This is a genomic window from Magnetospirillum sp. XM-1 (genome assembly GCF_001511835.1).
In the GTDB taxonomy this organism is placed as follows: Bacteria; Pseudomonadota; Alphaproteobacteria; order Rhodospirillales; family Magnetospirillaceae; genus Phaeospirillum.
The window spans coordinates 4,085,831-4,106,362 of the sequence record NZ_LN997848.1; the positions used below are offsets into that span (position 1 = coordinate 4,085,831).

Consider the following 20,532-nt stretch of genomic DNA (forward strand, 5'->3'; position numbering starts at 1 on the left):
CCGGCCCCCTTTGACGGGGCCGGACTGCTTCTCAGTCTAAAGGCGGAAAGGCCGTCCTACAATCAGATCGCTACAAAATCAGGTGGCGCCCGCTCAGGTGGCGAAGGGATCGTGCACCAGGATGCTATCCTCGCGCTCGGGGCTGGTGGACAGCAGGGCCACCGGCGCCTCGATCAGTTCCTCGATGCGGCGGATGTACTTGATGGCGGTAGCCGGCAGGTCCTTCCAGGTACGCACGCCCCGCGTGCTCTCGGACCAGCCTTCCATGACCTCGTAGATGGGCTCCACGTTGGCCTGGCCGGTCATGGAGGCCGGGAAGTGCGAGATCACCTTGCCGTCCAGCTTGTAGCCGGTGCAGATCTTCAGTTCCTTGAACCCGTCCAGCACGTCCAGCTTGGTGAGAGCGATGCCGGTGATGCCGCCCACCTTGACCGCCTGGCGGACCATGACGGCGTCGAACCAGCCGCAGCGGCGCGGACGACCGGTGACGGTACCGAATTCATGGCCGCGCTCGCCGATGCTCTTGCCGATCTCGTCGAACAGCTCGGTGGGGAACGGCCCCTCGCCCACGCGGGTGGTGTAGGCCTTGCAGATGCCCAGAACGTAGCCCACCTGCCCCGGACCGACGCCCGAGCCGGTGCCGGCGTTGCCCGACACGGTGTTGGAGGAGGTGACATAGGGATAGGTGCCGTGGTCGACGTCGAGCATGGCACCCTGGGCGCCCTCGAACAGCACGCGCTTCCTGGTGTGGCGCACCTCGTCCAGGTGCTGCCAGACCACGTCGGCGAAGGGCAGGATCTTGGGCGCCACGTCCAGCAGCTTGGCCAGCAGTTCGGCGCCGTCCACCTCGGCGGCGCCCAGGCCGCGCAGCAGGGCGTTGTGATGGCGCAGCAAGGTGTCGATCTTGGTCTTCAGCACCGCCTCGTCGGCCAGATCGCAAACGCGGATGGCGCGACGGCCCACCCGATCCTCGTAGGCCGGGCCGATGCCGCGGCCGGTGGTGCCGATCTTGGCCGAGCCGCTGGCCTCTTCCCGCGCCTTGTCCAGATGGGCGTGCAGCGGCAGGATCAGGCAGGCGTTCTCGGCGATCTTCAGCACGTCGGGGGTGATGTCGATGCCCTGGGCGCGGATGCGCTCGATCTCGGCCAGCAGGGCCCAGGGATCAATCACCACGCCGTTGCCGATGATGGAAAGCTTGCCGCGCACCACGCCGGACGGCAGCAGCGACAGCTTATAGGTCACGCCGTTGATGACCAGGGTATGGCCGGCGTTATGGCCGCCCTGGAAGCGCACCACCACGTCGGCGCGCTCGGAAAGCCAATCGACGACCTTGCCCTTGCCCTCGTCGCCCCACTGGGCGCCGACCACAGCCACGTTCGCCATTACTCGTCCCCTAACCTAATTCCACGTCAACGATACCGTCGGTGCCGAGGCGATGCCCGCAGCCCTGACGTCTTGCTTCCACCACCGGATCGGCGGAGGGCTCCAGCCCCGACACCGTCACCCAGCCCTGGGCGCGGAACGCCTGGGCCCAGGCCCGGGGCGTCCCCGCCGGAACGAACAGCCGCTTGGGCGGCTTCGGCCCGGGAAGAGCGGCGAGAACCGAATCCATGAACAGCGTGGCGCCGGTGGCCGGCTCGTCCCCGCCCTGATAGCGGCCGCCACGCCCCAGCTCGGCACCGATATTGCGGGCGAACAGGGTGAAGGACAGGCCGGTATGGTATTCGAAACCGCGATTCTCCACCGGATCGACGGTCAGCGTCAGGCCCGGCAGGTCGGCGGCGACCAGTTCCACCACCTGGGACAGACGGTCGCGCTCGACGGCGGCGGCGGGCGGCAGGTCCAGGGCGCCCAGCTCGGCCAGCGCGCGGGCGGCGGGGCCGGCGGCGGCGATCAGGGATTGCAGCACCGGAGCGGCGGTGCCGCCCAGACTGGCCACCATGGCGCTGTCCTTGTGGTCCAGCGCGGCGCGCAGGCGCTCGGCGGCCTCGCCGGTGATGCCGTAGGCGGCAAACACCGCCGGAACCAGGGTGGGCAGGGCCAGGTCGGCGGAGACGCCGGACACGCCCAGATCGGCCAGGGCCTCGGCGATCATCACCAGCACTTCGGCATCGGCGGCGGCGGCGTCCGAGCCGATCAGCTCGATCCCCGCCTGGCCGAACTGGCGCTCGGGGCGCAACTGGCTGCCCTTCACGCGCAGCACCTGGCCGGCATAGGACAGGCGCAGCGGCCGGGGCTGGCTGCCGAGGCGGGTGGCGGCGATGCGGGCCACCTGCGGCGTCATGTCGGCGCGCAGCCCCATCATCTTCTGGCTCATGGGATCCATGACCCGGAAGGTCTGGGACGAGGTGCCGCCGCCGGCGCCGTCCAGCAGGCTTTCCTCGAACTCGATCAGCGGCGGCTTGACCCGGTCGTAACCATGACGGGCGAAAATACTCATCAGGCCGTGGACGACGGAAGCTTCGAACTCCGCGTCGGGGGGCAGCATGTCGCGCAGGCCGGCGGGCAGCAAGGCCCGATTGGCGGTTTCGGTCATCTCTTGGTGTCGCAACCTGGAACAAGGGACAGGCGTCCGAGGGACGCCCGCCCGGTTATCTGGCATCTGCCGATGTATCGCGTTTGGCCCCCCGGGGCAAACGGAATCGGGTTCCCGGCGCCTTAAAACCGCCGCCGGTCGCCCAGATCGTTCAGGCACTTCATCACGCCCTCGGAGGCGGTGGCGGCGCGCGCGATGGCGGCCAGCGCCCCATCCAGGTCGCCGCTGCGGAAGGCCTTGGCCGCATCGATGCCGTGGCGATGCACCTCGCGGTGCGGAGCCTCCAGGGCGGCATAGGCCGGATGCTTCAAGATGCTCTCGTCGCTGAGCGCCGCGCACCACTTGCCGAGACGGCAGCTGGTATGGTCGGCCAGTTCCTCGGGATTGAGCACCTCGCGTCCCACCACCATGTCGGCGAGGCGCTTGCGCCACAGCATGTGGTCGGACTTGGCCACGTGCAGGGTGAAGTCCTCGATCTCCAGCGACGACATGTCGTTCAGCGTGGCGAGAATGCCCTTCGACGCCTTGTCCATCTCGTCGACCACGTCGGAGATGGTGGCGACGTTGCGCGCCGACAGGGTGGCGATGGCCCCGACGCCTTCGGAGACGTCCGAGGAGGCGGCGGTCTGCTGGTTCAGGATACCCGCGATCTCGGCCATCTTCATGGAGACGCCGTGGACCTGGTCGACCAGCCGGCCCATGCCCTGGCTGGTGGTGTTGATGACGCCCTCGCCGTGTTCGACGGCGCTGGCACCGTCTTGCATGGTGCGGACGATCTCGCCCATCTCGACCCGCAGGTTCTCGATGCGCGAACGGATGTCGACGGTGGCCCGCGCCGTCTGGTTGGCGAGGTTCTTCACTTCGTTGGCGACCACGGCGAAGCCCTTGCCCGCCTCGCCGGCCCGCGCCGCCTCGATGGTGGCGTTCAAGGCCAGCAGGTTGGTCTGCGACGCGATGTCCTCGATCTGGTTGACGATGTCGCCGATCTGAACCGAGGCCTGGGCCAGGCTGTCCACCTTGCCGGCGGCGGCCTGCACGGCCTCGGCGATGGCGTGCATGGCGCCGATGGCCTGGTCGGCGGCAACGCGGCTTTCCGCCGCCACTTCCTGCGCCGATCCGGCATCGGCTGCCGCCGCCTTGGACGTGGCGGCGATCTGGGCCACGCTGGCCACCAGTTGCTGGGCTGCGGTGGCGATGGTCTGCGAGCGGCGATCGACCTCGTTGACGTCGCGCATCATGCCGGCGGCCTTGGTCACCGCCTCGTTGACGTTGACCGACAGGCCGACATCCAGCTTCAGGGTGGCCTGGGCCTGCGCCTCAAGCGTTTCGGCCAGACGCTTGATCTTCGACGTGGTCGGGCAGGCGCCGGAAGGGACCGAGTGGTACTTGCCGCTCAGCAACTGGTCGAGGGCCTGTTCCACAGCCGCCAGACGAGCCAGCGCCACGCCATCGTCACTCGACTGCGCCGGACCCTGCACCTTGACGGCAGCGCTTCCACCCTTGAACCAAGCCATTTCTCTCTTCCTCGTCGGCAACGGAATCTAGGGCTATCACCCTATGGGGGAACACTTACATTACCAGAGGGAAATATGCCATCCGCATGAACGTGATTACGCTTTTATATGAGGAATGACGAAACCTTACGGAAACGACAAAGGCCGCGGCGTCACCGCCGCGGCCCCGTCCATGGTCTGAAAAACCGATCAGGCGAAGGTCAGGAACTTGGCCTGGACCACCTGGGGCAGCGCCCGGACCTTCTCCAGCAGATCGGCGGAAACCGGCTGGTCCACCTGGGTCAGCAGGATGGCGTCGCCGCCCGCCTCGGCGCGGCCGAGGTGGAAGGTGGCGATGTTGACGCCATTGGCGCCCAGCAGGGTGCCCAGCGCGCCGATGAAGCCGGGCTTATCCTGGTTGGTGACGTAGAGCATGTTCTCGCCCAGCTCGGCCTCGATGGAGATGCCCTTGATCTCCACCACGCGGGCCTTGTCGCCGCCGAACAGGGTGCCGGCCACCGAACGATCGCGCTTGTCGGTGGTGACGGTCAGGCGCACCAGGGTGTGGTAGTCGCCCTCGGTCTCGGACTTGACCTCGGACACCTTGATGTTGCGCTCCTTGGCCACCACGGGGGCGTTGACCATGTTGACGGCCTCGTTCATGGGCTTCAACAGCCCTTCGAGGACCATGGCGGTCAGCGGCTTGGTGTTCAGCGTGGCGACGTGGCCGAGATACTCGATCTTCACGTCCTTGATGCCGGTCTCGGTCAACTGGCCGGCAAAGCTGCCGATCTGGTTGGCCAGCGTCATGTACGGCTTCAGCTTGGGCGCGTCCTCGGCCGACACCGACGGGATGTTGAGAGCGTTGGTGACGGCGCCGGTCAGCAGGTAATCGGCCATCTGCTCGGCCACCTGCAGGGCGACGTTCTCCTGGGCTTCCGAGGTCGAGGCGCCCAGATGCGGGGTGCAGACCACCTTCGGGTTGCCGAACAGGGCGTTTTCCTTGGCCGGCTCGGTCTTGAAGACGTCCAGCGCGGCGCCGGCCACCTGGCCGGATTCAAGGGCCGCCAGCAGGTCTTCCTCGACCACCAGGCCGCCGCGGGCGCAATTGATGATGCGCACGCCCTTCTTCATCTTGGCCATGGCCTTGGCGTCGATGATGTTGCGGGTGGCATCGGTGAGCGGCGTGTGCAGCGTGATGAAGTCGGCGCGGGGGAACAGCTCGTCCAGTTCCACCTTCTCGACGTTCAGCTCCTTGGCGCGCTCGACGGACAGGAAGGGGTCGTAGGCGACGACGCGCATGCGCAACCCTTGAGCGCGGTCGGCGACGATGGCGCCGATATTGCCGCAGCCGACGATGCCCAGCACCTTGCCGGTGAGTTCCACGCCCATGAAGCGGTTCTTCTCCCACTTGCCGGCGTGGGTGCTGGCATTGGCCTCGGGGATTTCGCGGGCCAGGGCGAACATCATGGCGATGGCGTGCTCGGCGGTGGTGATGGAATTGCCGAAGGGGGTGTTCATCACCACGATGCCGCGGCCGGTGGCGGCGGGCACGTCCACGTTGTCGACGCCGATACCGGCGCGGCCGACAACCTTCAGGTTGGTGGCGGCGGCCAGGATCTCGGCGGTGACCTTGGTGTTGGAACGGATGGCCAGGCCGTCGTACTGGCCGATGATGGCCTTCAGCTCGTCGGGAGCGAGACCGGTCTTCACGTCGGTTTCGATGCCGCGATCCTTGAAGATCTGAACGGCGGCGGGGCTCAACTTGTCGCTGATGAGAACCTTGGGCATCTGGACTTCCTCACATGGAGTTCGGGCGCCGCTTTTTGAAAAGCGGCGCCCGGTTCACGGTGTTTGTTGATTAGGAGACCTTGGGCTCGAACTCGGCCTTGACCTGGGCGAAAGCCCAGTCCAGCCAGGGCAGGAGCTTTTCGACGTCAGCGGTTTCCACCGTGGCGCCGCCCCAGACCCGAAGGCCGGCGGGCGCGTCGCGATAGGCGCCGATGTCGTAGGCCACCCCTTCCTTGTCGAGCAGGGTGACGATCTTCTTGGCCGCCGCCGCCTGGTCGTCGGGCGAAAGCTTGGCGAAGAACGGCGCCTTGACGATCATGCAGATGGAGGTGCAGGAGCGAACCTTGGCCTCGTCGGCCAGGTTGGCGGCCCAGTCGGACTTGTCCAGCCAGGACTGCACGGCCTTCAAGTTGGCTTCCGAGCGGGCGACCAGGGCCTTGAGGCCACCGATGGACTCGGCCCACTTCAGGGCGTCGATCTGGTCTTCCACGGCGATCATCGACGGCGTGTTGATGGTCTCGCCCTTGAAGATGCCTTCGATCAGCTTGCCGCCCTTGGTCATGCGGAAGATCTTGGGCAGCGGCCACGCCGGCTTGTAGCTCTCCAGACGCTCGACGGCGCGGGGAGAAAGCACCAGCATGCCGTGGGCGCCTTCGCCGCCCAGCACCTTCTGCCAGGACCAGGTGACCACGTCCAGCTTGTCCCAGGGCATGTCCATGGCGAACACGGCCGAGGTGGCGTCGCAGATGGTCAGGCCCTTGCGGTCGGCCTTGATCCAGTCACCGTTGGGGACGCGGACGCCGCCGGTGGTGCCGTTCCAGGTGAAGACCACGTCACGGTCGCAATCCACCTCGGCGAGGTTGGGCAGCGAGCCGTAGGGCGCCTTGAAGACGCGCACGTCCTCGATCTTCAGCTGCTTGGTGATGTCGGTCACCCAGCCCTCGCCGAAGCTTTCCCAGGCCAGGGCGTCGATGCCGCGTGCACCCAAGAGCGACCACATGGCCATCTCGACGGCGCCGGTATCGGACGCGGGAACGATGCCGATGCGGTAATCGGCGGGAATGCCCAGCACCGAACGGGTGCGGTTGATCAGCTCTTCCAGCTTGGTCTTGCCGATCTTGGCGCGGTGCGACCGGCCGACGGGCGTGTCCTTGAGCGCATCGACCGTCCAACCGGGTCGCTTCGCACAGGGTCCAGAGGAGAAATTGGGATTGGCGGGCTTGGCAGCCGGCTTGGAAACGTCGCTCATAAGATATAACCCTCCCTCGCAGAAGGGACGCGGCCCGTTGGGGGACCGTGGCCCGGGCGGAGTGTATGAGGCCGAAGGGGGATTCGCAACGAAGCATTTATCCACCGCGCATATTCCTTGCCGGTGGTGGCGCGCCCCCGTCGGCATTGGTATTCTCCACGATGATGAACAGCCCCTTCGACGCAACCGCCGCGCTCCGCGCCATGACCTCGACCACATCGGGGGGCCTGAGTTCGCCCATCCGCGACGCCGCGTTCGAGGCGGTGCGGACCCTGGTGGGGGCCGCAATGCCCAAGGGGCCGGACGCCGTCGTCGCGGCGGTGGGCGAGGTCCAGGCCTATGCCGAGGGTCTGTGGGCGTCGGTGCGGGCCACCCCGGCCTTCGCGCTGGGCACCAAACCGGCCGGCTGCGCCAAGGGCTGCGGCTGGTGCTGCCACCAAAGGGTGGGCGCCACGGTGACCGAGGTGTTCCATGTGGCGAATTCCCTGCGCCGCCGTCCGGACGGCGCGCCGCTGATCGACCGGCTGAAGGCGTGGAATTCCGGACGGCCCTGCGTCTTCCTGATCGACAATGCCTGCGCCATCTACGACGTGCGGCCCATGAAGTGCCGGGGCGTCTATCAGGTGGACGTGCGGTGGTGCATGTCCACCTTCGCCAAGCAGGACGCGCCGCTGTTCGGCCCGCCTCCCAGTCCCGAATTCCAGCAACAGCCCAAGGACGTGTTCGACGGCGCGGTGTTCGGCCTGGCCCATCCGCTGCACATGGCGGGCCGCGACTGTCCCGGCGTGGATTTCGTCCCGGCCTTGAAGACGGTGATCGACCGCCCCGACGCGGCGCGGGCGTGGTGGCGGGGCGAAACGGTATTTCCCGCCGAGGCGCGCCTGCACGACTGGTTCCCTCCGGTCAAGCGGGGCAAGTCCCCGAAGGCCAAGAGCCGTGGGCGCTGAGCCCGATTCCATCGACGTCCGGGTGCGGGCCGAACAGGTCCGCGTCCTGGCCCGCAACCTGCCCTTCACCGCGCTGACCGGGGCCGTCATCGCCCTGCTGGCCGCCCTGGGCGCCTCGCCGGTGGCCGGAGAGATGGTGTGGTGGTGGGCCGGCGCCTTCGTGGTGGTGACGGCGCTGCGCCTCGCCATGCTGCGCTTCTACTGGATGGTGGCCGACCGCGACCGGCGGCCGGACTTCTGGGGGCCCTACATGGCCTTCAACCTGGCCCTGTCGGGGTTGATGTGGCTGATCTTCGGGCTGACCGCCTTCGACGCCCATCACGCCGGCCATGCCCTGTTCATCGCCGTGATCCTGACCGGGCTGACGGCGGCGTCGCTGGCCAGCCTGTCGGCCTATTTCCCCGGCCAGATGGCCTTCGCCCTACCGACCATCTTCGGCTTCGTCATCCCGGTGGCGCTGTCGGGAGAGCGGATGATGACCATCCTGGCGGTGATGGCCGCCGTCTTCCTGGTGGTGGTCACCCTGTCGTGCCGGGCGGCCGAGCGGGTGTTCGTCCAGTCCATCCGCCTGCGTTTCGAGAACGAGCGGCTGATCGGGGATTTGCGCCAGGCCACCACCGAGGCCGAAGGCGCCAACCGCGCCAAGTCCGACTTCCTGGCGGTGATGAGCCACGAGTTGCGCACCCCCATCGCCTCGATCCTGGGCTTCGTGCAACTGGCCAAGATGGCCCCGACCCTGGCCCGGGCCAGGGCCATGCTGCCCAAGGTGGACCGGGCCGGCCGGCATCTGCTGGCCATCGTCGACGACATCTTGGACATCTCGCGCATCGAGGCGGGCAAGTATTCCCTGGAGCCCGCCCCCTTCGACCTGGACGAGGTGCTGGGCCACGTCGAGGACCTGACCCGTCCCCTGGCCGAGGAAAAGGGCGTGGCGCTGTCTCTGCGCCGGGCCGAGGGCTCACCGACCCGGCTGGTGGGCGACGCGCTGCGGCTGGGCCAGATCCTCATCAATCTGGTGGGCAACGCCGTCAAGTTCACCAGCCGCGGCAACGTGCGGGTCAATGTCCGCACCCTGCCCATCGACGAGATCAGCCTGCTGCTGGAATGCGAGGTGGCGGATTCCGGCATCGGCATCCCCGCCGACCGGCTGGAAGCCATCTTCGAGCCCTTCACCCAGGGCGACGGCTCGACCACCCGGCGCTATGGCGGCACCGGGCTGGGATTGTCGGTCTGCCGCACCCTGGTGGAGATGATGGGCGGCGAGATCACGGTGGAATCCCGGCCGGACCACGGCAGCGTCTTCCGCTTCTCCGCCTTGCTGGGCGTCGCCCCGGCCATGGCGGCGGCGGAGAGCGCGGAGGCGCAAGCCAGCCCCTCGCCCGATTTCCGCGCCCTGGCCGGCCGCCGCGTCCTGCTGGCCGAGGACAATCCGCAGCTGGCCGAGATCTATTCCGAGTTCCTGGGCATGAACGGCGTCGAGGTCATCCGGGTGGACAACGGCGCCCAGGTGGTGCCCTGCGCCCTGGACCCCGCCCGGCGGCCCGACCTGATCCTGATGGACATGGAAATGCCGCAGATGAGCGGCCTGGACGCCACACGGGCCATCCGCGCCCATTTAAGCCGCGACGAGCTGCCCATCATCGGGCTCACCGCCCACGGCTTCGCCTCGGCCCGCGACCTGTGCATGGCGGCGGGCATGAACGACCAACTGGTCAAGCCGGTGGACTTTCAGTTGCTGACCCGCTCCATCATCCGCAGCCTGGGAGCCGTGCCGCCAGCGGATGCCCATGGTTGAGGGGACCGTGGCCGCTGCCTAGACCCGGCGCCGTCTCGATGGCCTTGACCAGGTAGGCCCTGGCGCACTCCACCGCATCGCTTAAATCCATGCCCCGGGCCAGCCCGGCGGCGATGCTCGACGCCAGGGTGCAGCCGGTGCCGTGGGTCGAGCGGGTGTGGATGCGCCGCCCCGCATAGCGCCGCACGCCCCCGCCATCGGCCAGCACGTCCACCAGTTCGTCGCCCTCCAGGTGCCCGCCCTTGAGCAGCACCGCCTTGGGCCCGAGCGCCAGCAGGTCCAGCGCGGCGCGCTCCATGTCGGCCACGCCCGTGATGGCGCGGCCCAGCAGCACCTCGGCCTCGGGAATGTTGGGGGTAAGCAGCCGGGCACGGGGCACCAGCAGCGAGATCAGGGCGCCGGCGGCGCTGCCCTCCAGCAAGGCGGCGCCGCCCTTGGCCACCATCACCGGATCAAGCACCAGCGGCACGTCGGGAGCCAGCGCCGCCAGCCCCTCGGCCACCGCCTCGACGATGGCGGCCGAGGCCAGCATGCCGGTCTTGACGCAATCGGCGCCGATATCGCTTAGGACCGCCTCCATCTGCGCCCGCACGAAAGCCGGCGGCACCTCGTGGATGCCGCTCACCCCATGGGTGTTCTGGGCGGTCAGAGCCGTGACGGCGGTGGCGGCGTATCCGCCCAGGCAGGTCACCGCCTTGATGTCGGCCTGGATGCCGGCGCCGCCGCCCGAATCAGAACCGGCGATGATCAGGACTCTTCCAAGCATGGCCGGACTCCCTTGCAATCAAAAGATTTAATGCCTTTGACACATTTTTAATGCGGGCATCCCTATGCTGCATCTGGGTGACATTTTGTATCAAGCACCAAAATCGGGTGTTTACCCCCTTGTGCGCCGCAACATCGCTGCGTACATTCCCTTATACGAAAGCATCGCCACACATCCCACGAGGCACGTCATGCAGTACAGATGGGAAGAGATCGATCAGCTTGCCGCAATTCTCGAGGCGGAGGCCGCCGGCCACCCGGTGGACACCGACCGCGCCCGCGACCTGGCCGAGCGCCTGGTCCGGCTGTGCCCGGACATCGCCAAGACCATGAACCGGGTGGTGGAGCGCTTCGCCCCCGAGGCCGCCACAGCGGCGGCTTAAGGCTCAGGGAACGGCCAAGGGGGCGCAAAGCCCCCTTTTCTACGCCTTCAGCCCGCCACCCGGCGGATGGTGTCAACGATGGCATCGACCGAGGCCTCGACCAGGGCCTTGTCCTCGCCTTCGGCCATCACCCGGATCAGCGGCTCGGTTCCCGACTTCCTGATCAGCAGGCGGCCCTGCCCTGCCAGCTTGGCCTCGGCGTCCTTGATGGCAGTTTCCACCGCCGGCGCGGCCAGCACCTCGGCCACCGAGCCCTTGGCCACCCGCACATTCTTCAGCACCTGGGGCAGCGGCGTGAACAGGCGCAGCATCTCGCTGGCCGGCTTGCCCGACTGGACCAGCGCCGCCAGCACCTGCAGGCCCGCCACCAGGCCGTCGCCGGTGGTGGAATGGTCGGACAGGATGATGTGGCCCGACTGCTCGCCGCCGACGTTGAAGCCTTCGCGGCGCATGTGCTCCAGCACGTAGCGGTCGCCCACCGCCGTGCGGATGGTCTTCAGGCCCCGCTGGTCCAGGAAGCGCTCCAGCCCCAAATTTGACATCACGGTGGCGACGATGCCGCCGCCCTTCAGCTGGCCCGAGCGGTGCCAAAGATCGCCGATCAGCGCCATCAGCTGGTCGCCGTCGATCATGTGGCCCAATTCGTCGCACAGCACCACCCGGTCGGCGTCGCCGTCCAGCGCGATGCCCAGATGGGCGCCGTGCGCCACCACCTGCTCGCGCATGGTTTCGGTGTGCAGCGAGCCGCAATTCTTGTTGATGTTCATGCCGTCGGGATTGACCGCCACCGGAATCACCTCGGCGCCCAGCTCCCACAGCACGGTGGGGGCCACCTTGTAGGCGGCGCCGTTGGCGCAATCGACCACGATCTTCAGGCCGTCCAGGCGCAGACCGCGCGGGAAGGTGTACTTGGCGTATTCGATATAGCGGCCCGCCGCGTCGTCCAGGCGCTTGGCGCGGCCCAGATGGTCCGACCCCACCCGGTAGGAATCCAGGCCGTTGAACATGGAATTCTCGATGGTCAGCTCGTCCTCGTCGGAGAGCTTGAAGCCATCGGGGCCGAACAGCTTGATGCCGTTGTCCTGATAGGGATTATGCGACGCCGAGATCATCACGCCCAGATCGGCGCGCATGGACCGGGTCAGCATGGCCACCGCCGGGGTGGGCAGCGGGCCCAGCAGCAGCACGTCCATGCCCACCGAGATGAAGCCCGCCGTCAGCGCCGGCTCGAGCAGATAGCCGGACAGCCGGGTGTCCTTGCCGATCACCACCACGTGGCGATGGTCGCCGCGGGTGAAGTGCCGCCCGGCGGCCATGCCCAGCTTCATGGCCATCTCGGCCGTCATGGGGTCGGTGTTGGCGGTGCCCCTGATCCCGTCGGTGCCGAACAGCTTGCGCGTCATCCCGGTCCTATCCCTTTGCCCGAAAAGAGGGATTGGATAGCAAGCCGGGACGGGAATGGGAAGGAGAAAGGGTAAAGGGGGTGCTCGATGAGAACACCCCCGCTGGCTCGAGGAATGGTTCTACTGCTTGACTGCCGGAGCAGGAGTCCCGGCAGGGGCGGAAGCTTTAGCCGGAGGAGTTTCGCCATTAACCCCCAGTGCGGCTGCCATGGCCGAAGCCTCGGCCTCGCACTTCTTGAAGACCCCCGAATAGTCCATCGAGCCGTCCTTGGCCTTGACCGCGGTTCCCTGCGCCCTCAGGACGCATTGCTGCCGGTAGGAAGAAACCATGCGCTTTCCGGTCACCGCATCCACGTCCACCGGGTTGCTGAGGGCTTCCTGCACAGTCTTCATCCCCTCGATGGCGGAACACGCGCCATTGTACTGGATCGCGTCACTGAGGGCGGCCTCCAGGCTGTAGGTGGCGATATCCTTTGGCGCCTTCTCTCCGATTCGCTTGGCGATCTCCAGACGCTTCATGTCGATCCCGGCAAAGATTACCGGCACCGCGGTGTTCTTAAAGAATGCCTTATTGAATTCGGCGTTCAGGCCGGAACTGATGCCGGCCGTTGCCGACAGCCCCTGTGCCGCCTCGGTGAATAGGCCGCCGAGAACACCCGTCACCGTGGACAAGGTTCCAAAGCTCATTCCCGAGATGCTGTCGATTTCCGATACAGACTGTTTGTAAACCTCGCAACGGCGATCCGCGACCATCATGACATAACGCTGGATCGAATTTCGAGCGCCGATCTTAGCCGTAACCTTATCCGCCCCCTCATCCTTGCCGGAACAGGTTCGAAACTTGGCCAGGACCTCATCGACGCTGCTGGCCTTCATGTCGTCGCAGGCCGAATACCGCTCGACCACCGCCTTTAGATCGACCCGCCCCCATTCGTCCGACTTGCGAATGACCTGCGGCGTACCGGCCATGGTTATGTTGGTTCCATCGTTGTCGATGGTATCTGCGACATGCGACGACACACAACCGCTCACCATGAGCACGACGAAGGAGAGACTTGTTTTTGGCATCATCACCATGAAATCCCCCTATTTATATTGGATTAAATTACAACATATTACCATCATTGGGATTATTTATGTACATAAACTCTATAACCAAATGTAACGTCCCTCGGCAGAGATCCACCCTTCCGGATCCTGTCCGAATTGCCGCCATTAGCGCGGAAACACATTCATGCCGCTCCAATACGGAGGCGGCATCACAGCGTTGCCGGGCGGTCTAGGCTCGGTGAGCTGTATTTAGCCAAGAGGGCATCACGACGTGTTTCGAATCGGCGTTACGCCGCGACTCCACTCCCGGCACCGCCATCCTGTCGCTGGCGGTCGGGATCACCGGGGTGATTTTGTTTTTCCATTTGGCCAAGGAGCCGGCCGAAACCGTCCATGAATGGCTGGGCATGGCGTTCATGGCCGTGGCCAGCCTGCACGTCGTCCACCATAGCGGCCGGTTCGTCCAGATGCCGGGACAGCCCCGCTTGCAAGTGATGGCGGACATCGCCGCCTTCGTCGCCCTGGCCCTGCCCAAGCCACCGGGCAATCCCCTGGTCCGTCTTCCCGGCTGGCCCCGGCAATCGGCAGCAGTATCGACGAGGTGCTGGCCCGCCTCAGGCAGAAGGGCATCAAGGCCACCGCCGAGGACAGCCTCACCGTCCTGGCCTCGGACCATCGCCGGCAGCCGGGCGATCCGGTCACCATCATCCTGCCGCCGCAGCGCTGATCAGGCCCCTTCCCGCATCGCCTTCCAGACGGTAAGCGCCTGCACCGTCTCCGGCACGTCGTGGACACGCAGGATCTGATAGCCGGCATCCAGCCCGGCCAGATTGGCCGCCAGGGTTCCGGGCAGGCGGTCTTTGGCCGCCTCGCCCTTGGACAGCCGGGCCACGAAGCTCTTGCGCGATACGCCCAGCAACAGCGGCAGGCCGAGACCGTGCAGCAGGGCAAGGCTCCCCAGGATCTGGGCGCAATGCTCCGGCGTCTTGCCGAAGCCGATGCCGGGGTCAAGGCAGATGCGGTCGCGCGCGATGCCCGCCGCCTCACACTCGCTTACCCGCCCGGCCAGATGGTCGAACACGTCCAGGGGCGCGCAGTCGTAGACCGGCGCCGCCTGCATGGTGCGGGGGTCGTCGCCCTGCATGTGCATCAGGCAGAGGTCGGCGCCGCTTCGGGCCGCCACCACCGGCGCATCCGGATCGCCCAGCAGGGCGGTGACGTCGTTGATGATCCTGGCGCCGGCCTCCACCGCCGCGCCCATGACGACGGCGTGGCGGGTGTCGATGGAGACGCACAGCCCCTTCTCGGCCAGGGCGCGCACCACGGGAAGCACGCGGCCCGCCTCTTCCTCCGGGCTGACCGGGTCGGCGCCGGGCCGGGTGGATTCTCCGCCCACGTCGATGATCCCGGCCCCCGCCTCGGCCAAGGCGAGGCCACGCTTGATGGCGGCTTCGGTCTCGAACGCCTCGCCGCCATCCGAGAAGCTGTCAGGCGTCACGTTGACGATGCCCATGATGCGCGGCCGGTCCATGTCCAGCCCGCCCCACTTCCGGCGCTTCGCGCCGATGCGGTGGATGGTCTCGGCCACCAGACGGGCCAGGGCCGGGTCCTCGCCCTCGGCCCAGTCCACCACCTCGGCGAAGGGGGCGACGGCGAGCGCCGCCCCGCCGCCCTGGCGCCGCGTGATCACGCCCAGCGCGGTAAAGGCGGCCCAGCCGTCGGCAATGGGCCAGCCATTGCCCGAAATGACGGCGGCGGCGGCCTGCTCGCCCCAGACCAGACCGGCGGGCAGCAGATGAAGCCCGCCCCCCGAGACATCGAAGCCCCGCGGCAGGGCGGGGCTTCGGGTAAAGGCGGAAGAGACTAAGGCCTCAGGCACCGGGCTGGGGCTCCGGGTCGTAGCCGGGGCGCGAGCCGGGGCCCGAGCTGGGCACCGACGAGCGGCGCGGCGGATCCTTGGGGCGCCACTCGTTGCCGTCGCGGTTGATGGAATCGCCCCGGATCAGGGCGTCGATGTCGTCCTTGGACAGGGTTTCGTATTCCAGCAGGCCCTTGGCGATGATCTCCAGCTCGGCGCGGTACTTGGCGAGGATGTCGCGGGCGGTGTTCTCGCCCTCCTCGACAAAGCGCCGGACCTCGGAATCGATCAGCGAAGCGGTGGCTTCCGAGATGTTCTTGTGCTGGGTCACCGAATGGCCCAGGAAGATTTCCTCCTGGTTGTCGTTGTAGCGCAGCGGCCCCAGCTTCTCGGAGAAGCCGTATTCGGTCACCAGCTTGCGCGACAGGTCGGTGGCGCGCTGGATGTCGTTGGAAGCGCCCGTGGTCACCGCGTCCAGGCCGAAGATCATCTCTTCCGCCACGCGGCCGCCGAAGAACGAGGCGATCATCGCCTTGATCTGCTTCAAGGACAGGGAATAGCGGTCGCGTTCAGGCAGCGACATGGTGACGCCGAGCGCCCGGCCGCGCGGAATGATGGTCACCTTGTGCAAGGGCTCGTGGCCGGGCACGTGCATCATCACCAAGGCGTGGCCCGCCTCGTGATAGGCGGTCAGCTTCTTCTCGTCGTCGCTCATCACCATGGAGCGGCGCTCGGCGCCCATCATCACCTTGTCCTTGGCCGCCTCGAATTCGGCCATGGTCACCACCCGCTTGCCGGCGCGCGCCGCCAGCAAGGCCGCTTCGTTGACCAGATTGGACAAATCGGCGCCGGAGAAGCCGGGAGTGCCGCGCGCGATGATCTTGGCGTCCACGTCGGGAGCCAGCGGAACCTTGCGCATGTGGACCTTGAGGATCTTCTCGCGGCCCAGGATGTCGGGATTGGGCACCACCACCTGACGGTCGAAGCGGCCGGGGCGCAGCAGCGCCGGGTCCAGCACGTCGGGACGGTTGGTGGCGGCGATGAGAATCACGCCCTCGTTGGATTCGAAGCCGTCCATCTCGACCAGCAACTGGTTGAGCGTCTGTTCGCGCTCGTCGTTGCCGCCGCCTAATCCAGCGCCGCGATGGCGGCCCACCGCGTCGATTTCGTCGATGAAGATGATGCAGGGCGCGTTCTTCTTGCCCTGCTCGAACATGTCGCGCACGCGGGATGCGCCGACGCCGACGAACATCTCGACGAAATCGGAGCCCGAGATGGTGAAGAACGGCACGTTGGCCTCGCCGGCGATGGCGCGGGCCAGCAGGGTCTTGCCGGTGCCGGGCGGGCCGACCAGCAGACAGCCCTTGGGGATCTTGCCGCCAAGGCGCTGGAACTTCTGCGGGTCCTTGAGGAACTCGACGATTTCCTCGAGCTCGGACTTGGCCTCGTCGATGCCGGCAACGTCCTCGAAGGTGACGCGGCCGGTCTTTTCCGTCAGCAGGCGGGCGCGGGACTTGCCGAAACCCATGGCCTTGCCGCCGCCGCCCTGCATCTGGCGCATGAAGAACACCCACACGCCGATCAGCAGCAGCATGGGGAACCACGACACCAGCACGCTCCACAGCGTCGGCGCGTCGTCGGACGGCGGCACCGCCGTGATGCGCACGTTGTGGGTGCGCAGCTTGTCGACGATGTTGACGTCCTGGGGCATGTAGGTGGTGAAGGGGCGGCCGTCGGTGAAATGGCCGTTGACCACGCTGCCCTGGATGGTCACGTCGGCGATGGCGCCGCGATCCACGTCGGACAGGAATTCGGAATAGGAGGTCTGGCCCGGACCGCGCGGCGGCGAGGACGCCTGGAACAGATTGAAGAGCATCACCAGCAGCACGGCGATGATGACCCACAACGCCAGGTTCTTGCTGAAATTCAAGGTAGCGTCCTTCCCGTCAAGTGCTGTACCGGACCAAGTCGTCTACACATAGTGCCGAATCCCGCCGGCACAAGCGGAAACGGTGAGAACGTGGATGGGCGAGGCGCACAAGCCGGTCAGCAGGCGCGCCGCCTCATCCCGGTTATAGCCGAGGTGCGGCACGGCGAGAATACCCCGCTCATGGTAAAGCGCAGGTAAAGTGGGACAAACGCAGGCGGGCACCGGTTCGGGCCGCGTCCGGCCCATCAGGGCGACGGCCTTTCGCCGCCCCTGGGGCCCCAGCGCGCCCAGCCACAGCCCCGGCGGCGCATGGGCGGCGACCACCACCTCGAAACGTCCGTCCCAGCGGATGCGGGCCCCCGGAACCAGGGGCAGCATGCCCTCCACCCGTTCCGGCTCGCGGCAGACCACCGTGGCGGCGCCTTGCGGCACGATCCGGCACCCGGCCAGGGTCCTGGCCGTCTCCAGCCCCGACCGCAAGGCGTCGTACAGCCGCTCCAGCCGCTCCAGCCGGGGGGTATGGGCCTCGCCCCCCACACTCAGCAGCAGCCGGGCCAGCAGGCGCAGCCCCACCTCGTCGGGCAATCCCGACAGGGCGGCGGGGTTCAGGCGGGCATAGCCGGCCGGATCGAGGATTACGTGACGGGCGGCGGCTTCCGCCACCATCGCCTCCACGGCATCCTGGGCGCGGGCGAGCGAACGGGCGGTGGCGGCCAGCCGCTCAGGCCTCAGCCCCTCGGCGGCCAGGACGGGGGCGAGGCGGCGCAGCCGCACCCTGGCGAAGGCCGGGTTGGCGTTGGAGGGATCGCAGATCCAGTCCTGCCCCCGCTGGCGCAAGGTGGCCTCGAGCCGGGCGCGGGGCAGGCCCAGCAGCGGCCGCAGCAGGCGGCCCCAGGCGGTCGGGCGCTCAGGAGCCATGGCCGACAGCCCGTCCAGGCCCGAGCCGCGCCCCAGGCGCAGCAGCAGGGTCTCGGCCTGATCGTCCATGTGATGGGCCAGCAGCAGGTGCAGGATGCCCCGGGCGGCGCAGGCCTCGCCCAGCAGGCGGTAGCGGGCGTCGCGCGCCGCCGCCTGGAGATCGGCGCGGGGCTTGTCCCCCTCCCACGCCAGGATGTGCTGGGCGATGCCATGGGCGGCCAGCCAGCCCCCCACCCGCTTCGCCTCGGCGGCGGAATCCGGGCGCAGGCCGTGATCGACGGTCAGGGCGATCGCCTCGCCGCCCCGCTCTCTTGCCCATTGGGCGGCCAGCAGGGCAAGGGCCAGGGAATCGGCGCCGCCCGACACCGCCACAGCCAGACGCGGCGTCGTCTCGAACGGCCCCAGGGGGGCCATCAGGCGGGAAAAATCGTCGGACGTCAGCGGTAGAACGGACATGGTCTTCCGGCGTCCTCGGCCTATCGGGCTATCGCCCAAGCCCATCCGGGGCAAGGCCCCGGACCCCATTCATTTTCATTCCTAAAGGGCTGTGTCGCATCCCTTCCGCCGTCACCCCCGGACTTGATCCGGGGGTCCATGGATTGCCGGGTCAAGCGACGCTTCCACCTAAACCGAACAACTCAAAAACAAAGAGAGGTCCGGGCGGCAGCCCGATGCATGGTCACTTACACCCCAGCCGCTGCTTGTCGCCCTGGACGGCGCGCTTGATGCGGTCGGCCATGTCGGGATGCTCGGCGAACAGCAGGGCGTAGGTGCGGCAGGCCTGGTCCTTCATGTTGAGCTGGCCGAAGGAGGCGCCCAGCTTGTAGAGCATGTCGGGAGCCTTGGTGTGCTTGGGGTACTTCTTGTAGGCCTCGCCGAACAGCTTGGCCGAGGCGGCGAAGTCCTTCTTCTGGGAAAAGGCGATGTCGGCCAGCCAGAACTGGGCGTTGCCGGCCAGCTGGTGGTTGGGATGGGCCTTGAGGAAGGCCTGCAGCCCGCGCTCGGCCCCGTCGTAATCGCCCTTCTGCAACAGGCCGTAAGCTTCCTCGTAGGCCGACTGGGCGTCCTTGGGCGGCGCCTTGGCGGCCTGGCCCTGCGCCTCGGCCTCGCCCTTCTTCAGGGCGCCGGCCGGCATGGAGCCGAGGTTCTGCGGTCCCGGGGCCGGGCCGTCGTTGTCGGCGGAATTGGCGCCGGGCTTGACGCCCTTGGGCGGAATGAGGACCGGAGCGCCGCTGGCCGTGGTGGCGGGGGCCGAAGCCGCCGGCATGGACATGGATTGCGGCTGGGCCGAGGAAGAGGAAGCCCCCTTCCCCGCTTCCAGATCCTTGAAGCGCAGGTCCAGGTCGGCCTGCATGCGTTCAAGCTGCTTGGCCAGCTGCGAGGACTTGAAATTGGCCTCCTCGATCTTGCCGGTGAGGAAGCGGTTGGCGTCCTCCAGCTCGTTGATGCGGTCCTCCAGACGCGACGCCATGGTGCCCGCGACGCTGCCGTCGTTGGAGCGCACCACGGTGGTGCCGCCCCGCGCCTGCTGCTGCTGCATGGTCATCAGGTCGCGTTCCAGGCGCTCGATACGGTCGTAGAGCGCCCGAGTATCGGCCTGGGCAAAAGCGGGATTGGGAGCTGCGCCGAGCATCAGCGCGCAAAAGGCGGTGGCAAGAACCAGACGACGCACGGCCTACCTCATCTTCGAAACGAATGCCGAAGAATGACTATTGAACGCGATCAAGGCAAGAGCAAGGCAAGGAATTGCCGGCGACGAGGGCCCAAAAAACGAAAAGAGCGCCTGCCTCCGCCGAAGCGGAGGGCAGGCGCCCCATTTTCGTTCCGTAAACGGCCTGATTAGTTCAGGACGGTCACGCCACGACGGTTCTGCGACCAAGCGGCCTCGTTCGAGCCCAGAGCGACGGGGCGCTCCTTGCCGTAGGAGACGGTCTTGACGCGAGCGGCGGCAACGCCGGCGGCCTTCAGGTACTCGGCGACCGAATTGGCGCGCTTCTCACCCAGAGCCAGGTTGTACTCGCGGGTGCCGCGCTCGTCGGCATGACCTTCGATGGTCATGGAGTAGTTCGGATAGGCCTTCAGCCAGGCAGCCTGCTTGTCCAGGGTGGCCTTGGCGTCAGCGCGCAGGCTGGACTTGTCGAAGTCGAAGAAGACGCGATCGCCGACATTGGCGACGAAGTCTTCCTTCGAGCCCTTCACGATGCCCGAGCCGGCAGCCGGCGAGGTCTGGCCAGCGCCACCCTTGGCACCGGTGTCGGAAGGAGCGGATTCGCAAGCGGCCAGCAGAGCGGCGGCGGCAACGATGGTCAGGAAACGCAGTTTCATATTTGAGGACTCCCCCTCAATGCGACGCGGGAATGGAAATAGATCGGACCTTAGAGACTCCGCGCCGTCCGATCAAGGACGACACGCCC

Annotated in this window: 17 protein-coding genes; 4 read left to right on the plus strand and 13 right to left on the minus strand. The window is 67.2% G+C overall.

Annotation, left to right across the window (positions count from 1 at the left end):
• Positions 1 to 93: 93 nt before the first annotated feature.
• The 5 genes from XM1_RS18920 to XM1_RS18940 form a co-directional block, all read right to left on the minus strand.
• Positions 94 to 1,383 (minus strand): adenylosuccinate synthase, encoded by a 1,290-nt coding sequence (locus XM1_RS18920; RefSeq protein ID WP_068436226.1) that lies wholly within the window; start codon positions 1,381 to 1,383, stop codon positions 94 to 96.
• Between the two features lie 10 nt (positions 1,384 to 1,393).
• Complete coding sequence (locus XM1_RS18925; protein ID WP_068436228.1) at positions 1,394 to 2,536, minus strand: ATP phosphoribosyltransferase regulatory subunit; 1,143 nt, start codon at positions 2,534 to 2,536, stop codon at positions 1,394 to 1,396.
• Between the two features lie 122 nt (positions 2,537 to 2,658).
• Positions 2,659 to 4,050 carry a methyl-accepting chemotaxis protein gene (locus tag XM1_RS18930; protein ID WP_068436230.1) on the minus strand — a complete coding sequence of 464 codons (1,392 nt, stop codon included), beginning with the start codon at positions 4,048 to 4,050 and terminating at the stop codon, positions 2,659 to 2,661.
• A 189-nt stretch (positions 4,051 to 4,239) separates the two neighbouring features.
• Positions 4,240 to 5,820, minus strand: a complete 1,581-nt coding sequence (gene serA / locus XM1_RS18935) for a phosphoglycerate dehydrogenase (protein WP_068436232.1) — start codon at positions 5,818 to 5,820, stop codon at positions 4,240 to 4,242.
• A 70-nt stretch (positions 5,821 to 5,890) separates the two neighbouring features.
• A complete protein-coding gene (locus XM1_RS18940) occupies positions 5,891 to 7,069 on the minus strand; it encodes a phosphoserine transaminase (protein WP_068436234.1) in 1,179 nt (392 codons plus the stop codon).
• Between the two features lie 161 nt (positions 7,070 to 7,230).
• On the opposite strand from XM1_RS18940, the gene XM1_RS18945 reads away from it, so the two are divergent.
• Together XM1_RS18945 and XM1_RS18950 are read left to right on the plus strand one after the other, a co-directional pair.
• The gene (locus tag XM1_RS18945) at positions 7,231 to 8,016 is read left to right on the plus strand and encodes a YkgJ family cysteine cluster protein (RefSeq protein WP_068436236.1); all 786 of its coding nucleotides are present in this window, start codon (positions 7,231 to 7,233) and stop codon (positions 8,014 to 8,016) included.
• The gene (locus XM1_RS18950) at positions 8,006 to 9,811 is read left to right on the plus strand and encodes an ATP-binding protein (RefSeq protein WP_068436238.1); all 1,806 of its coding nucleotides are present in this window, start codon (positions 8,006 to 8,008) and stop codon (positions 9,809 to 9,811) included. Before XM1_RS18945 ends, XM1_RS18950 begins: the two co-directional genes overlap by 11 nt.
• Here XM1_RS18950 and thiD read toward each other — a convergent pair.
• Complete coding sequence (gene thiD / locus XM1_RS18955) at positions 9,765 to 10,577, minus strand: bifunctional hydroxymethylpyrimidine kinase/phosphomethylpyrimidine kinase (RefSeq protein ID WP_068436240.1); 813 nt, start codon at positions 10,575 to 10,577, stop codon at positions 9,765 to 9,767. The two genes, XM1_RS18950 and thiD, sit on opposite strands and share 47 nt — an antisense overlap.
• A gap of 190 nt (positions 10,578 to 10,767) precedes the next feature.
• Here thiD and XM1_RS18960 point away from each other — a divergent pair, with 190 nt between their 5' ends.
• Complete coding sequence (locus XM1_RS18960) at positions 10,768 to 10,959, plus strand: hypothetical protein (RefSeq protein ID WP_068436242.1); 192 nt, start codon at positions 10,768 to 10,770, stop codon at positions 10,957 to 10,959.
• 47 nt (positions 10,960 to 11,006) lie between these two features.
• Here the strand turns inward: XM1_RS18960 and glmM are convergent, their stop codons facing one another.
• Together glmM and XM1_RS18970 are read right to left on the minus strand one after the other, a co-directional pair.
• The gene (gene glmM / locus XM1_RS18965) at positions 11,007 to 12,362 is read right to left on the minus strand and encodes a phosphoglucosamine mutase (protein ID WP_068436244.1); all 1,356 of its coding nucleotides are present in this window, start codon (positions 12,360 to 12,362) and stop codon (positions 11,007 to 11,009) included.
• A gap of 120 nt (positions 12,363 to 12,482) precedes the next feature.
• Positions 12,483 to 13,439 carry a hypothetical protein gene (locus XM1_RS18970; protein ID WP_068436246.1) on the minus strand — a complete coding sequence of 319 codons (957 nt, stop codon included), beginning with the start codon at positions 13,437 to 13,439 and terminating at the stop codon, positions 12,483 to 12,485.
• A 574-nt stretch (positions 13,440 to 14,013) separates the two neighbouring features.
• On the opposite strand from XM1_RS18970, the gene XM1_RS25175 reads away from it, so the two are divergent.
• On the plus strand, positions 14,014 to 14,139 hold the full coding sequence (locus tag XM1_RS25175) for a hypothetical protein (RefSeq protein WP_255360622.1): 126 nt from the start codon (positions 14,014 to 14,016) through the stop codon (positions 14,137 to 14,139).
• On the opposite strand, the gene folP is transcribed toward XM1_RS25175, so the two are convergent.
• The 5 genes from folP to pal form a co-directional block, all read right to left on the minus strand.
• Entirely contained in the window at positions 14,140 to 15,291 is a 1,152-nt protein-coding gene (gene folP / locus XM1_RS18980; RefSeq protein WP_068436250.1) for a dihydropteroate synthase, read from the minus strand.
• Positions 15,284 to 17,200 carry an ATP-dependent zinc metalloprotease FtsH gene (ftsH, locus tag XM1_RS18985; protein ID WP_068436252.1) on the minus strand — a complete coding sequence of 639 codons (1,917 nt, stop codon included), beginning with the start codon at positions 17,198 to 17,200 and terminating at the stop codon, positions 15,284 to 15,286. The genes folP and ftsH overlap by 8 nt, the downstream gene beginning before the upstream one ends.
• A 42-nt stretch (positions 17,201 to 17,242) precedes the next feature.
• Positions 17,243 to 18,574, minus strand: a complete 1,332-nt coding sequence (tilS, locus tag XM1_RS18990; RefSeq protein WP_068436254.1) for a tRNA lysidine(34) synthetase TilS — start codon at positions 18,572 to 18,574, stop codon at positions 17,243 to 17,245.
• A gap of 223 nt (positions 18,575 to 18,797) precedes the next feature.
• A complete protein-coding gene (gene ybgF / locus XM1_RS18995) occupies positions 18,798 to 19,790 on the minus strand; it encodes a tol-pal system protein YbgF (RefSeq protein ID WP_231920588.1) in 993 nt (330 codons plus the stop codon).
• Between the two features lie 167 nt (positions 19,791 to 19,957).
• Positions 19,958 to 20,443 carry a peptidoglycan-associated lipoprotein Pal gene (pal, locus tag XM1_RS19000; protein ID WP_068436257.1) on the minus strand — a complete coding sequence of 162 codons (486 nt, stop codon included), beginning with the start codon at positions 20,441 to 20,443 and terminating at the stop codon, positions 19,958 to 19,960.
• Positions 20,444 to 20,532: the final 89 nt, after the last annotated feature.

Coding starts and splice junctions, on each gene's coding strand:
- serA (WP_068436232.1), bottom strand. CDS start 5,820: ATGCCCAAGGTTCTCATCAGCGACAAGTTGAGCCCCGCCGCCGTTCAG.
- pal (WP_068436257.1), bottom strand. CDS start 20,443: ATGAAACTGCGTTTCCTGACCATCGTTGCCGCCGCCGCTCTGCTGGCC.
- XM1_RS18960 (WP_068436242.1), top strand. CDS start 10,768: ATGCAGTACAGATGGGAAGAGATCGATCAGCTTGCCGCAATTCTCGAG.
- thiD (WP_068436240.1), bottom strand. CDS start 10,577: ATGCTTGGAAGAGTCCTGATCATCGCCGGTTCTGATTCGGGCGGCGGC.
- XM1_RS18925 (WP_068436228.1), bottom strand. CDS start 2,536: ATGACCGAAACCGCCAATCGGGCCTTGCTGCCCGCCGGCCTGCGCGAC.
- glmM (WP_068436244.1), bottom strand. CDS start 12,362: ATGACGCGCAAGCTGTTCGGCACCGACGGGATCAGGGGCACCGCCAAC.
- tilS (WP_068436254.1), bottom strand. CDS start 18,574: ATGTCCGTTCTACCGCTGACGTCCGACGATTTTTCCCGCCTGATGGCC.
- XM1_RS18940 (WP_068436234.1), bottom strand. CDS start 7,069: ATGAGCGACGTTTCCAAGCCGGCTGCCAAGCCCGCCAATCCCAATTTC.
- XM1_RS18970 (WP_068436246.1), bottom strand. CDS start 13,439: ATGGTGATGATGCCAAAAACAAGTCTCTCCTTCGTCGTGCTCATGGTG.
- XM1_RS18930 (WP_068436230.1), bottom strand. CDS start 4,050: ATGGCTTGGTTCAAGGGTGGAAGCGCTGCCGTCAAGGTGCAGGGTCCG.
- XM1_RS18945 (WP_068436236.1), top strand. CDS start 7,231: ATGATGAACAGCCCCTTCGACGCAACCGCCGCGCTCCGCGCCATGACC.
- XM1_RS18920 (WP_068436226.1), bottom strand. CDS start 1,383: ATGGCGAACGTGGCTGTGGTCGGCGCCCAGTGGGGCGACGAGGGCAAG.